This is a genomic window from Ruegeria sp. AF3 (genome assembly GCF_056536285.1).
The window spans coordinates 647,355-660,112 of the sequence record NZ_JBQFJM010000002.1 but is presented as its reverse complement, the minus strand read 5'-3'; the positions used below and the strand labels follow the sequence as shown (position 1 = coordinate 660,112).

Sequence of the window (12,758 nt, the reverse complement as noted above, 5' to 3'; positions counted from 1 at the left end):
AATAATAAAAATATACTACCTCGGTCAATCGGAGCTTTTGATGCGTCACGCAATTCAAACATTGTTCGTCATCACATTGTTGATCTGGCCTGCTGCGTCGCGGGCCGAAATGGTGTTGCTGATGGCGGAAGAAGACGGGTGCATGTGGTGCGCCCGCTGGGACGCCGAAATTTCCGAGATCTACCCGCTGACAGCGGAAGGAAAAGCTGCCCCATTGCAACGAACGGACATCCACGCAACCACGCCCGAAGGGATTACCCTGGATCGGCCTCTTTTCTATACGCCGACCTTTGTTTTGCTGGAGGACGGTCAAGAAATCGGCCGGATCGAGGGTTATCCTGGCGAAGACTTTTTCTGGGGGCTATTGGGTGTTTTACTACGTGACGCCGGAGTAATGATCGAGAGCTCTGGTTAAATCCCCAGGATTTACATATACTGTTTTGAATACGTGAAGCCACGAAAGCGAGAGGATCTTGTTGGACAAACAGTCGAAACTGCCCGTGTTCACCAAGGACATGTGCGACGAGGACTTGGACAGGATGATGGATAACGCCCAGACGGCGTCCAATTTCCTCAAGGCGATCAGCCATGAGGGGCGGCTGATGATTCTGTGTTATTTGTCATCTGGCGAGAAATCCGTCACGCAGATGGAGGAAATGCTGTCGGCCAGACAAGCTGCCGTTTCCCAGCAGTTGTCCCGCCTGCGCTTTGAAGGGCTGGTCAAGACACGACGCGAAGGCAAAACGATCTACTACAGATTGGCGGACGACCGGTCGACTCAGATTCTGGAAGTCGTCTACAATCTTTTCTGTCGGGACAAGTAGAAGCCCGAGAGAAACACCGCCAGCTTTGGGAGGAGACTGGCCATGTTCGAACTTCTGGGAGACGCCAATTCAGTTGCGCTGGTCGGTCTGGTCGGCGGCATTGTACTTGGGCTTGCCGCGCGCATTGGGCGGTTCTGCACCTTGGGTGCGATTGAAGATTATCTTTATGCAAATGACGACCGGCGCCTGCGTATGTGGGCCGTCGCGATTGGTGTTGCGATCGTCGGCAGCCATTTGGGCATGGCGTTAGGGTGGATTGATCCACTCAGCACGACCTATATTGCGCAGACGTGGAATCCGATCGGATCGGTCATTGGCGGATTGATGTTCGGATATGGCATGGCCATCAGCGGAAACTGTGGCTATGGCGCGCTCGCGCGCCTTGGCGGCGGTGACCTTCGGTCATTCGTCATTGTCCTGATCGTGGGCCTTTCCGCATATGTGGTCATGTCCGGCCCTCTGGCCTATGTCAGGATCTGGCTTTTTCCCGAAGCCATGGATCTCGGTAATCCACAAAGCGTCAGCTTCCTTGCCGAACGGCTGACGTCGATACCTGCATGGGTTACAGGAACGCTTGTCGGCTCTGCCATAGTAGTGTTTGCCCTGACAAATGATCGTTTTCGTAAATCACCTGCGCAGGTTTTTTGGGGTGCGGCGGTCGGATTGGCAGTCGTTTCAGGCTGGCTTGGCACCAATTGGGTAGCCACACACGGGTTTGACGGTGAGACCTTGCAGACACACACGTTTGCCGCGCCTTTGGGTGATACCGTGTTCTATCTCATGACCGCCTCAGGCACCACGCTCTCGTTTGCGGTCGGTTCAGTTTCAGGGGTTCTGATTGGTGCTTTCCTCGGGTCATGGTCAAAAGGTCATTTCCGCTGGGAAGCCTGCGAAGATCCACGTGAGCTTAAGCGGCAGATGCTGGGGGCGGCGATAATGGGGCCCGGAGCAATAATTGCGGTTGGATGCAGTGTCGGACAAGGCATCTCCGCTTTTTCTCTGCTGGCCTATAGCGCACCCATAACCTTTGCGGCGATCTTTGCCGGAGCAGCTCTTGGCCTGCGACAGCTTGTGTCAGGATTGTCTTTCATTCCCGAGCGTTAAGCCCCACCACACGCTACGGTTTCTTCGTACAGTCCCTGCGCAGGTTTTCGGCGCATGCTTCAAGCACCGAAAACCTGCAGCAGACCTTTCGATCAGCCATTGGCCATGATGGAATCCAGTGTGTCATGTTCCGCTACAAAATGGTCTGGAGCGACTTCTTGCAGCTTTGGAACATAATCACTGCGACCGTTGACCAGCCGACTGGGCAAAAAACGTAATGCAGCTTTGGGATCAAGCGGCGATGGCAGCTCACCCGGCAGTTTGAGGCGCTGCCGCGTCCGCTCTACATCCGGGTCCGGTATTGGCACGGCCGAAATCAGCGATTGAGTATAAGGGTGGATCGGTTCCGAGCAGATCACCTCACCGTCACCCATTTCCACAATTCGCCCGAGATACAGAACCATGATCCGGTTCGATACCGCACGCACAACCGACAAGTCATGGCTGATGAAAATCATCGACAGGCCAAATTCCTGCTGAAGTTCCTTTAGCAGCTCGACAATCTGCGCCTGAATGGAAACGTCGAGCGCTGAAACCGCCTCGTCGCAGATAATCAGCCTGGGCTTGTTGATCATCGCCCGCGCAATGCCGACGCGCTGGTTCTGCCCTCCGGAAAGCTCGTGCGGGTAACGGTTGATCATGTTCGCTTGCAGCCCGACCCGCTCCATCATCGCGGCGACCATCTGTTTGCGTTCCCGGTCCGTCAGATCGGGGCGGTAGGTTTTCAGCGGTTCAGCAATCGACGCTGAAATGGTCATGCGTGGATCAAGACTGGCCAAAGGGTCTTGGAACACGATCTGCAGGTCCTTGCGGTACTTGTTCAGCTCGGATCGCTTCAAGCCGACGATCGGATGGCCTAACCAGCTGACACCCCCCGCGCTGGGTTCGATCAGCTGCAAAACCGCGCGCGCCAGTGTCGATTTTCCGCAACCGGATTCGCCCACGACACCCAGAGTTTCGCCCTTGCGAATATCAAAGCTGACACCATCGACAGCTTTCAGCGGAACCTTGCGCCCGAACAACCCGCCAGAGACATGAATGGGGAAATGAACTTTGACGTCATCGACCTTGAGAAGGGGTTCTTCGGCCTTTTCCAAAGCACGCGGTGCGTCGCCGGCATCAATCCGGGGCATCGCCTCCAGTAGGGCCCGCGTGTATTCATGTTGCGGATTTCGGAACAGCGCGCGTGTTTCGCCCGCTTCGACGAATTGGCCCATGCGCATGACCTGAACCCGGTCGCACATGCGCGCAACAACGCCCATGTCATGCGTGATCAGTGCAATCGCGGTTCCCTCATCCTTTTGCAGGTGAACCATCAGATCAAGGATGTCTGCCTGAACAGTGACATCCAGCGCCGTCGTCGGCTCGTCCGCAATAAGCAGTTTGGGACTGCACAGCATCGACATCGCAATCATAACACGCTGTCGCATTCCGCCGGATAATTCGTGCGGGAACTGGTCCAGACGGCGGCCCGCTTCTGGAATGCGCACCCTGTCCAACCACTCCAGACAGCGCGCGCGCGCGGCTGACCCCTTCAGGCCCTCGTGGACCTGCAGCACTTCGCGCATCTGCTGCCCAATCTTCAGGTGTGGCGTCAAAGCGGTCAGAGGATCCTGAAAGATCATGCCGACATCATCGCCGCGGATCTGGTTCAGTTTGTTCACCGGCAGGTTCAAAATCTCCTGACCGTTCAGCTTGGCTGACCCGCTGGTGTGTCCGGCGGGGGGCAGTAAACCCATTGCCGCCATGAAGGTCTGACTTTTGCCGGATCCACTTTCACCGACGATACCAAGGCATTCGCCCGGATTGATATCAAAACTGATGTCTTTGACCGCCTCGACGACACCATCGGGGGTGTCAAACCGGACGCTCAGGTTCTTTACGGAAAACAGACTCATATCAGCGGTCCTTCGGGTCCAAAGCGTCACGCAGACCATCGCCGATGAAGAACATCGTGATGATAATGGCAACATAGAATGTCAGTGGGAACATCAATTGCCACAGCGTTCCATAGCCCATGGTTCCCGCCCCTTCTGCGATCAGCCTTCCCAGCGACGTGTAAGGTTCGGAGATCCCCAGTCCCAGGAATGAGATGAAGCTTTCGGTCAGGATCATTTCGGGCACCAGAAGTGAGGCATAGACGATCACGACACCCAGCAGATTGGGCAAAATATGGCGATACATGATCGTGAATTCACTGACGCCTGCGGCGCGAGCAGCCTCGATGAATTCGCGGTTCTTCAGGGCAAGCGTCTGCCCGCGAACGATACGTGACATGGTCAGCCATCCAACCGCGCCTAGTGCGATGAAAAGCGTGAAGAAGGATCGCCCGGCAACAACCAGCAGAAGGATGATGATCAGAGTTGTCGGGATAGCCAGAAGGATGTCGACAAAACGCATCATGGCGCCATCCGTCCGACCCCCAAAGTAACCGGCAGTAATGCCATAACACGTACCAACGATCAGAGCGGTCGCCGCCCCGATCAACCCCACAAGCAGGGACGTCGTAGTAGCCTGAATGACGCGGCTGTACAGATCGCGCCCCAGATCATCGACACCGAAATAGTGACCCGTTTCCATCGACGGCATTCCCATGCCCCGGACATCGCCCATGACATTCCAGTCGATTTCTTCATTGCTCCAGACCGCAAAATACGGGCCAAGGATTGTGAACAACACGATAAGCAGCAAAATGAACACACTGGCCATTGCTGCTTTGTTTCGTACAAAGCGCATGCGCGCGTCCTGCCAGAGCGAACGCCCCTGAACGGCTGTATAATCGGTGATTTCTTCGGCCAGATGCGCGGCTTTTTGTGATTTTCCTAGCATATCCAGCCCCTCAGTAGCGGATCTTCGGATCGAACCAGGCATAGGCCAGATCGGTCAGCAGGTTTACCAGAACGGTCAGAACGCCATAGAGGATCGTAACCCCAAGCAGCACGGCATAGTCGCGTGACAAGGCCGAGCCGACATAAGCCTGCCCCAGACCACCGGTCGAGAAGTAGATGTCAACAAAGACGGATCCGGTCAGCACATACACAAACACCGGCCCCAGATAAGATACGACCGGCAGCAAGGTCGGCTTCATCGCATGGCGCCAGATCACGGTTCTTGTCGGCAGGCCCTTGGCACGGGCGGTTCTGATAAAGTTCGAATTCAGAACCTCCAGCATTGAAGACCGGGTGATCCGTGCAATCGATCCCATGTAAGATGTCGCAAGGGCGATAACCGGCATGATCAGATAGGGCCATTGACCACCATTCCACCCACCGCCGGGCAACCATCCCAGCCACAGGGTGAAGGTCAGGATCAGGATCGGACCCATGATGAAGTTGGGCAGCGCCTGCGCTGCAATCCCCAGCCCAACCGCAAAGTAGTCGATCCAGCTGTTGTGCCGGATTGCGGCGGCAATCCCCAGTCCGATGCCCACCACCGTAGCGACCAGAAAGGACAGCGACCCATAGGTCAGCGAGATCGGAAAGCCCTGCGCGATGATGTCGTTCACATCGCGGTCCTTGAACTTGAAGGACGGTCCAAAATCGAAATGCACAACGATATTGTACAGATAGTCCCAGAGTTGCTTCCACAACGGCTGGTCCAGACCATACCGCGCCTCGATATTGGCCAAAACCTGCGGCGGCAACGTCCGTTCCGAGGTAAAGGGCCCACCGGGCGCATAGTGCATCAAAAAGAAACAGGCGACGATCAGCAGCAGGATCGTCGGTATGGCGGTCAGGACCCGCCGAATGACATAGGCAAGCATTCAATGCCCCCAATAGATGGCGCTGCCCCGAAGAAAACTTCGGGGCAGGTCATGGTCAGAAGATGATTACTCGGCGATTTTGTAGAGGTTCTTGGAATACCAGTTTTGCTCTACGTTTTTGACCGGCCAGTTTCCGACATCGCTGTCCATCATGTAGACACCAGCATAGTGATAGATCGGGATAACGGGGGTTTCCTGAGCGATAATACGCTCGACCTCGGTGTACAGCGGTGCCGGATCGTCCGAAGTTTTGGCTTCGGCCAACAACTCGTCCACACGGGCATTGTTATACTTGCCGTCGTTGTAGCCCGAATCCGACTGCAACAGGTCAAGGAAGGTTGAGGCTTCGTTATAGTCGCCACACCACGCGCCGCGGGCCAGATCAAAGTTCTGGTTGCCCCGCTCTTCCAGGAAGACTTTCCATTCCATGTTGGCCAGTTCAACATTGGCGCCCAGTTTTTGCTTCCACATCTGACTCAGCGCGACAGCAACTTTCTTGTGGGCTTCCGAAGTGTTGTAAACCATCGAGAAGGTCAAAGGGTTATCCGCACCAAAGCCGGCCTCGGCCAACAGTTCCTTGGCCAGCTCATCGCGCTCGGCCTGGCTCATTGACGCCATTTCAACGACCGGAACCGTAAAGCCTGCGGTTGCTTCTGGCACGAATGTATACGCGGGCGGCTCGCCACCGGCCTTGATGTTCTTGGTGATGATGTCCCGGTCAACGGCTAGCGACAGAGCCTGACGAACTTTGGGATCCTTGAATTCTTCAGGGCCGCTGTCAGACACGTTAAACGTGTAGTAATAGTTGCACAGGCGCGGGAAGCTGATTGCCTCGCCCGGATGCTCTTCTTGCAGACGCGGGAATTGACCGGCAGGAACTTCGGTCCGGTCCAGTTCACCGGCCAGATAGCGGGTCAGGGCTACGTTTTCATCATTGATGACCAGTGCCACAACCTTGTCGATGATGGTGTTGTCATTGTCCCAGTACATCTCGTTGCGCTCACGGACCGAACGTTCCTGCGGCAAGTGCTCGGTCAGAACATACGCGCCATTCGACACGATGTTTCCCGGTTTGGTCCATTCATCACCAAATTCCGCGATCACCTTCTGAGGTGCCGGGAAGGTTGTCGAATGCGTCGTCATCTGCGGGAAATACGGCAGCGGCGCGCTCAACGTGACTTCCAGGGTTGTGTCATCGATGGCTTTGACGCCCAGATCATCAATCGGCTTTTCGCCTGCGATGATTGCCGAAGCGTTTTCGATCGACATCAGCTCCATGAACCACGCGTAAGGAGAGGACAGTGCCGGATCAACTGCGCGTTTCCAAGCAAAAACGAAATCTCCGGCGGTTACCGGGTCGCCATTCGACCATTTCGCATTGTCGCGCAGTGTGAAGGTGTAAACCTTCTTGCTGTCATCGACGGTGTAACCTGTTGCAACGCCCGGAACCAGATTGCCATCCTCATCCTGGTTCATCAGCCCTTCAAACAGGTCACGTACAATTTCAGCACCGGAAACGTCTTCGACAACCTGCGGATCGACCGAGCTGTGCTCGTCCAGAATGCGGTAGGTAAAGGTCTGATCGTCCGCCAGCGCTTCGCCGGTTTCAGGATGCGTGCCAGCGGCAAACGCGGCACCTGTGATCATGGTCGACGACAAAAGCCCCGCCACTGAGTTCCGAATGTATCTGTTCATGATTTCTCTCCCATAAGTTCGTCGCTGCGCGGCCCCACTTGATCGGGGTCGCACGCAGCAGCCGGATTAGACCGACGCCCGCTGAGACTTCGTTCATTTCGATTTTGATTTTGCCAATTCGCAAGGAACACTGCGTCGCAGCTTTCTTGGTTTCTGTCGGTAAAGAAGTTGCGAAAGTTGTCTTTCGCTGCCGCAAACCGTGACATCTTTTGGCTCTGGGATAAAGCCTTGATGAAATTTCAAGCAACCATAAGCAGAAATATCCCCAACGACCTGTCGCTGGCAATTTTCTGAGGATCGGCCCGGTTTTCGTGACATTTTCGTGAAGCCACGCGGGTTCCGAACGATCCCTCGTGCCCGAATGGCAACCGCATCCCGGTCTCCGACAAACCAAAACGGCGCGAATCAGTGGCGACGTTTTAACAATCCTGCAATCCGTTACCCGTCACGCGTGGTTTAGAATATCACCGGTCAGAACGTTGAGCTTTGCAAGCCCCTCTCGCAAGTGGTCTTCCGGCAGTGCGGAGCTGAACCGAAAATGGCTTTCGACCCCTAACCGTGAGCCGGGAATGACAAGCACATCTTTCTCGCGCAACAGGCGCAAACTCAGCTCTTCCGACGCGATGGAAAGGTTGAACCGGACAAAAGACATGGCTGAGGCCTGAGGCGGTACAACAGAAAACACACCTTGGTGTCGCGCCAATTCCTGTGTCAGCACATCGAACCCGGTGCGGATCAGACGCCGCGCACGGTCTTTCAGCTTGGACCGTGCCGGTTCAGCAAGTGCCTTGTCCGCCAGTTCCATTGACAGAATCGACGCCGCAATCGAAGCATATTCATGCCGCCGCCAGCACTTTTGAATGATGTCTTCTGGACCAACCAGCCAACCCAGCCGCAAGCCCGGCAAGCCATAGGCCTTTGACATGGAGTTCACCACCAGCACCCGATCTGTGCTGCCCCAGAATGACGGTGTTTCAATGTCCCCTTCCCGCTCAGTTCCGGCGTAGACCTCATCGACGACAATCCAGGCACTGACACGATTGGCGGCCGCTATGATGTGCGCTCGATCGGTGTCGCTCAACACTCGGCCCGTCGGGTTGTTGGGATTGACCACATGAATGATACGCGTTTTGTCATCGACAGCGCGGTCCAGTGCTTCAGCGTCGATGCCCCATCCGTTCGCCTCAAGCAGATTGACCCAACGCACCTCGTGCCCACGATTGGCGACATTCCCCGAAATCTGTTCATATGTCGGACGAAAACACACAACGTTGTCCCCGGCGGTCAGCAAGGTATTTGCCACCAGAGTATTGGCCTCAGTTGCTCCGACCGTAACCATGACACCATCGGGCGACGCGCTCGGATAAAACCCGGCAATGGTTTCGCGCAGGGATTGCTTTCCGTTGACTTGCGGATAGTCGATCATGGTCGCCAGCAGTTGATCCAGATCGATTTCCGCCAGATCCACCAACCCCTTCAACGACATCGGGTGCACGCCACTTTCCGAGAAGTTGAAAACCACACCATGTTCCATTTCAGACAAGAATTGTTCGACATGAAAGGGAAGAAAACTCTCGGAAACCATGATGCGTTCTTTACTCGGGCCAGGTCGTTCGATACCGGCAGATCGGCTTCGATTGGGTATTCGTATCTGTTTCCCTGGTCAACTGAACGAGGAGATCCCGCAGGATACACAGCAAAAGTCAGTTATTCGGCAGCGTCCACGCGAACCGTCCTGATGCCCGGATCGACGCGGCTGTAGGCAGCCAACAGTCGCGCTGTCCACTTTTGCGAAATATAGTCGGCCATGAAGCGTGACGGCGCGACAAGAACAACGCGCCCCCCTGCCCTTTCTGCTTCGGACAGATGTTGAAACCAGCTGGCCCATAGTTCTGGATCGCGCCCGTGAAGAATCGCCTGAACCTGAGACCACACATCCCCTTCGGTGCTTTCCGGGGCATTTGGTTTGGTCGCGAAAGGAATAACATTCGTTTCAGGTTCTGGCACGTCGGTCATCCGGGCTTGAAAGTCTGTTCCGATAACAGGCCAAACCTCTTCGGTGTCTATCAGGATTTGTTTCAGGTCAATCTCGTACACAGCAACACGACCCCGCGCAGCAGGCCGTTTTACCGTTATCCAACCTAATGCGCGAAATCTGGACATTTCGCGCTTTACTGTTCTTTCGTTCACTGTCCACAGGCGCGCAATTTCTTCCCGCCCAATGGATAATTCGTTGTTACGCCAGTTATATCGGGTCGTAATCAACGCAATGATACGCAGAATACTTCGTTGCCGGTGCTTGTCGCCTGACAGCGCATGAACGGTCAGTGCGGACAGTATATCATATTTTAAAGCCGGCGCATTTCGCCCGACCGGTTTCGCAAGCTGCATACCCGTTCTCACCGCTCTGTCTGCCTCAGGCGGGTGTGTCCCGCCAATCTCGCGCCGTTTGCCAACGCTTTTCACCATCTTGGGATAATTAGCGTCCAAAGCTTCGATTCTGTCAAGAAGAGACTGGAACTTCGCCTGATCTTGTGCGGATCAATCTCAAAAAACTAAAAGAAATTTGGTGAAGTATTGGTGATGGGGGCCATTCTGGGTGTCCCCCTATCGGCCCTTTATGTCCCCCAATATGTAGCATTTCTTGCCAGAATGCCCCCCTATATACTGGTCGCCGGGGGCCTTCCGGGCCTTTTGGTATTCACAGGGTCCGCCGAATCGCTTCGTAGGGTTTAAGGCCTTGTTTTCTTACCCACGGGTAAGAGCGCACCCTCATCATAATTTCTTTTGCGTAAAGTGCAAATCAGGCGTAAATAGGAAACGAGCAGAAATTTACGTTCCAAACTACGAGACCTGAGGCATGTACACGCACGAAGACCTGAACGCATTGCGCAATCAGTCCCTCAAATTGCAGGGCTGGATTCGCCAGCAGACCTTTAGCCCTGAGATGGAGAAAACGCTCCGCCGGTTTTCCAGTTGGGAGGTGTCCGAACTGATCTTCCGGGTTAACCAGTCGACCTTTCGCGGAAAGCTTGCAGCCGATCCTTCCCTGCCTGGCGGAGAAGTTGAGCCCGACGGGCGTCAGCGCTGGTTCAGCCTGGAAGAAGTGAATGAGCTGCGGCGACGGCTCAAGATTAATCGCAAGTCCCTGATGCCCCCTCGCCCTGAAGGCAAGCGCGCCATTCGTGCGGCTGTCGCAAACTTCAAGGGAGGCGCGGGAAAGTCGACCGTGGCGCTGCACCTCGCCCATGCGGCCGCCCTGGACGGGTATAGGGTCCTCGTGGTGGATTTCGACCCTCAGGCAACATTGAGCCATTCGATGGGCCTGACGGATGTGGCCGAAGACTACACGGTTTGGGGGATCATGGCGCGCGACCTCATTCGTGAGACAGAGCGCATGAATAACCGCCCCGCCGCTGCGGAATCGGGAACCACCCTGCCCCGCCGGGAGTTGCCGCCCGCGATAACGGACATGGGCCTTGGTGATCTGCGAATTGGTGATTTCATCAAGAAGACCTCTTGGTCGACGATCGATGCGATACCTTCCTGTGCGAACGCAGCCTTTGTTGAATTTGCGTCGGCCCAGTACCGGCACCTGAATCCCGAATGGTCCTTCTTTGCGTCGGTTTCCCGGTATCTGGATCAGATTCCGGATGATGCTTATGACCTCATTCTGTTCGATTGTCCGCCCGCAATCGGATACCAGTCTATGAATGCGGTCTTTGCCGCTGACATGCTTTATATCCCTTCTGGGCCCGGATATTGGGAGTATGACTCGACCACATCGTTCATCGGCCAGTTGGCAGAAGCGTTGGAAGATCTGGCCTATGGGTTCGACAAGACCTTACCCACGGGTAAGATTGGATTGCCCAAAACCTTCTGTGAGTTGCGGTTCCTGTTGACGCGGTATGAACCGGGCAATGCGCTCCATCTGGCGATGTTTGATGCCTTTAAGAAGGTCTTTGGCGAACATGTCGCTCAGCACCCGGTAGAAATGACCCGCGCGGTGGAGCAGTCGGGACGTTTTCTGAGTTCGGTTTACGAAATGGACTACCGCGAGATGACCCGCGAAACCTGGCGGCGTGCCCGCTCGACTTTTGACAATGTGTATGAGGAATTCCGGGGCGTAATGTTATCGGCCTGGGACAAGGTGGAGGATGACGCATGAGCCGCAAGCGGAGAATGTTCGATATTGACCTACCTACTATGGATGACATTCCTGTTGGTAAAGTACCGGACAAAGTTTTTGAAAAACGACGCGGTCCAATGGCCGCGGCAATTTCGGAAAATGCCGACGCTTTACGTGATCAGCAATCGACGGAACAATCCATCCGCGCCGAAAACGACCGTCTTGCACATGAACTGGTTCGGCTGAGAGCCGAAGGTTTGGTGACAGAACGGGTGTTGCTGAATGACGTTGTCACAGAAAAACTGACGCGAGATCGCAAACCAGGTCCTGATCCGGAACTGGATGAACTCAAAGATTCGATCCGGGACATCGGCTTGTCCAACCCGATCCGTCTGGAACGCAGATCGGACGGGCTGTATGAATTGATCCAAGGCATGCGCCGTTTGTCCGCCTATCGTGCTTTGTACGATGAGACCGGGGACGAAACCTACGCCAAAATTCCAGCGGGGATTTCTGACGCGGGTGATCTGGACAACAGTTACCGGCGCATGGTTGACGAGAACCTGATCCGAAAGGATATCTCATTTGCGGAAATGGGCGCCCTCGCCCGTGCATATTCCGAAGACCCAGCGAATGACTGTCCGGATGTCGACAAAGCGGTTTCCACGCTGTTTAAGTCTGCCAGCTATACTAAGCGTAGCTATATCCGGTCTTTCGCCAGTTTGTTGCTGATGCTGGACAAAGTTCTGATCCACCCGAACGACATTCCGCGAAACGTGGGCGTAGAGCTAAAGCGCAAGTTCGACGCGACGCCGGGTCTGGTTCGCCAAGTGAGCGAGGCACTGAAGAGCGAGCCTGATCGGGATGGTACGCGCGAGGTTGCAATTCTCAGGTCATTTCTGGCTGAGCCAGAAGCCACGTCTTCAAGCAAGTCGGATGCAGTCAGCGCAGGTAAACCGCGCCGTGCGAAAACGACATTTCAGGTCTCGGGTAGGGCTGGGATCGCAAAATGCGCTGCCTCAAGTGGACGGATCGAGATCCGGTATGATCTGGATTTCACACGCGTTGATCGAAGCAAGCTGGAAGCGGCGATTGCCGCGCTGATCGATGCGCTTCCCGAAGAAGACGACCTTACCCACGGGTAAGATCATGGGCCAGCAAAGCAGGAAAAGGCGTCGGAAAGGTTCCGGCGCCTTTTCTTAGCGCGCTGGGGAAGGGGGCTTGTTGGCATCGTCGGATACAT

11 protein-coding genes are annotated in these 12,758 nt (G+C 55.3%); 5 read left to right on the top strand and 6 right to left on the bottom strand.

Annotated features, from left to right (window positions below):
• Positions 1 to 40 precede the first annotated feature (40 nt).
• The 3 genes from ACR3FC_RS19780 to ACR3FC_RS19770 all read left to right on the top strand — a co-directional run bounded on the left by ACR3FC_RS19780 (position 41) and on the right by ACR3FC_RS19770 (position 1,928).
• Entirely contained in the window at positions 41 to 415 is a 375-nt protein-coding gene (locus ACR3FC_RS19780; protein ID WP_480478079.1) for a hypothetical protein, read from the top strand.
• A 100-nt stretch (positions 416 to 515) separates the two neighbouring features.
• Complete coding sequence (locus ACR3FC_RS19775; protein ID WP_480478211.1) at positions 516 to 824, top strand: metalloregulator ArsR/SmtB family transcription factor; 309 nt, start codon at positions 516 to 518, stop codon at positions 822 to 824.
• Positions 825 to 866: 42 nt separating this feature from the next.
• On the top strand, positions 867 to 1,928 hold the full coding sequence (locus ACR3FC_RS19770) for a YeeE/YedE family protein (RefSeq protein WP_480478077.1): 1,062 nt from the start codon (positions 867 to 869) through the stop codon (positions 1,926 to 1,928).
• Positions 1,929 to 2,020: 92 nt separating this feature from the next.
• Here the strand turns inward: ACR3FC_RS19770 and ACR3FC_RS19765 are convergent, their stop codons facing one another.
• The 6 genes from ACR3FC_RS19765 to ACR3FC_RS19740 all read right to left on the bottom strand — a co-directional run bounded on the left by ACR3FC_RS19765 (position 2,021) and on the right by ACR3FC_RS19740 (position 9,777).
• Positions 2,021 to 3,826, bottom strand: coding sequence for an ABC transporter ATP-binding protein (locus tag ACR3FC_RS19765; RefSeq protein ID WP_480478075.1), 1,806 nt, complete (start codon positions 3,824 to 3,826; stop codon positions 2,021 to 2,023).
• A 1-nt stretch (position 3,827) separates the two neighbouring features.
• On the bottom strand, positions 3,828 to 4,757 hold the full coding sequence (locus ACR3FC_RS19760; protein ID WP_480478073.1) for an ABC transporter permease subunit: 930 nt from the start codon (positions 4,755 to 4,757) through the stop codon (positions 3,828 to 3,830).
• A gap of 10 nt (positions 4,758 to 4,767) precedes the next feature.
• Positions 4,768 to 5,691, bottom strand: coding sequence for an oligopeptide ABC transporter permease OppB (gene oppB / locus ACR3FC_RS19755; RefSeq protein WP_209507493.1), 924 nt, complete (start codon positions 5,689 to 5,691; stop codon positions 4,768 to 4,770).
• Between the two features lie 66 nt (positions 5,692 to 5,757).
• Complete coding sequence (locus tag ACR3FC_RS19750; protein WP_480478071.1) at positions 5,758 to 7,386, bottom strand: peptide ABC transporter substrate-binding protein; 1,629 nt, start codon at positions 7,384 to 7,386, stop codon at positions 5,758 to 5,760.
• 445 nt (positions 7,387 to 7,831) lie between these two features.
• The gene (locus ACR3FC_RS19745; RefSeq protein WP_480478069.1) at positions 7,832 to 8,971 is read right to left on the bottom strand and encodes an aminotransferase class I/II-fold pyridoxal phosphate-dependent enzyme; all 1,140 of its coding nucleotides are present in this window, start codon (positions 8,969 to 8,971) and stop codon (positions 7,832 to 7,834) included.
• 122 nt (positions 8,972 to 9,093) lie between these two features.
• A complete protein-coding gene (locus ACR3FC_RS19740) occupies positions 9,094 to 9,777 on the bottom strand; it encodes a DnaA N-terminal domain-containing protein (protein WP_480478067.1) in 684 nt (227 codons plus the stop codon).
• 469 nt (positions 9,778 to 10,246) lie between these two features.
• Between ACR3FC_RS19740 and ACR3FC_RS19735 the strand changes: the two genes are divergently transcribed.
• Together ACR3FC_RS19735 and ACR3FC_RS19730 are read left to right on the top strand one after the other, a co-directional pair.
• On the top strand, positions 10,247 to 11,554 hold the full coding sequence (locus ACR3FC_RS19735; RefSeq protein ID WP_480478066.1) for an AAA family ATPase: 1,308 nt from the start codon (positions 10,247 to 10,249) through the stop codon (positions 11,552 to 11,554).
• Positions 11,551 to 12,660 carry a ParB/RepB/Spo0J family partition protein gene (locus ACR3FC_RS19730; protein ID WP_480478064.1) on the top strand — a complete coding sequence of 370 codons (1,110 nt, stop codon included), beginning with the start codon at positions 11,551 to 11,553 and terminating at the stop codon, positions 12,658 to 12,660. Before ACR3FC_RS19735 ends, ACR3FC_RS19730 begins: the two co-directional genes overlap by 4 nt.
• Positions 12,661 to 12,758 lie beyond the last annotated feature (98 nt).

What these genes read in the sequence shown, in the direction of transcription:
- ACR3FC_RS19730 (WP_480478064.1), top strand. Translation starts at nt 11,551, where the DNA reads ATGAGCCGCAAGCGGAGAATGTTCGATATTGACCTACCTACTATGGAT.
- ACR3FC_RS19780 (WP_480478079.1), top strand. Translation starts at nt 41, where the DNA reads ATGCGTCACGCAATTCAAACATTGTTCGTCATCACATTGTTGATCTGG.
- ACR3FC_RS19775 (WP_480478211.1), top strand. Translation starts at nt 516, where the DNA reads ATGTGCGACGAGGACTTGGACAGGATGATGGATAACGCCCAGACGGCG.
- ACR3FC_RS19760 (WP_480478073.1), bottom strand. Translation starts at nt 4,757, where the DNA reads ATGCTAGGAAAATCACAAAAAGCCGCGCATCTGGCCGAAGAAATCACC.
- ACR3FC_RS19745 (WP_480478069.1), bottom strand. Translation starts at nt 8,971, where the DNA reads ATGGTTTCCGAGAGTTTTCTTCCCTTTCATGTCGAACAATTCTTGTCT.
- ACR3FC_RS19765 (WP_480478075.1), bottom strand. Translation starts at nt 3,826, where the DNA reads ATGAGTCTGTTTTCCGTAAAGAACCTGAGCGTCCGGTTTGACACCCCC.
- ACR3FC_RS19735 (WP_480478066.1), top strand. Translation starts at nt 10,247, where the DNA reads ATGTACACGCACGAAGACCTGAACGCATTGCGCAATCAGTCCCTCAAA.
- ACR3FC_RS19740 (WP_480478067.1), bottom strand. Translation starts at nt 9,777, where the DNA reads ATGCAGCTTGCGAAACCGGTCGGGCGAAATGCGCCGGCTTTAAAATAT.
- ACR3FC_RS19750 (WP_480478071.1), bottom strand. Translation starts at nt 7,386, where the DNA reads ATGAACAGATACATTCGGAACTCAGTGGCGGGGCTTTTGTCGTCGACC.
- oppB (WP_209507493.1), bottom strand. Translation starts at nt 5,691, where the DNA reads ATGCTTGCCTATGTCATTCGGCGGGTCCTGACCGCCATACCGACGATC.
- ACR3FC_RS19770 (WP_480478077.1), top strand. Translation starts at nt 867, where the DNA reads ATGTTCGAACTTCTGGGAGACGCCAATTCAGTTGCGCTGGTCGGTCTG.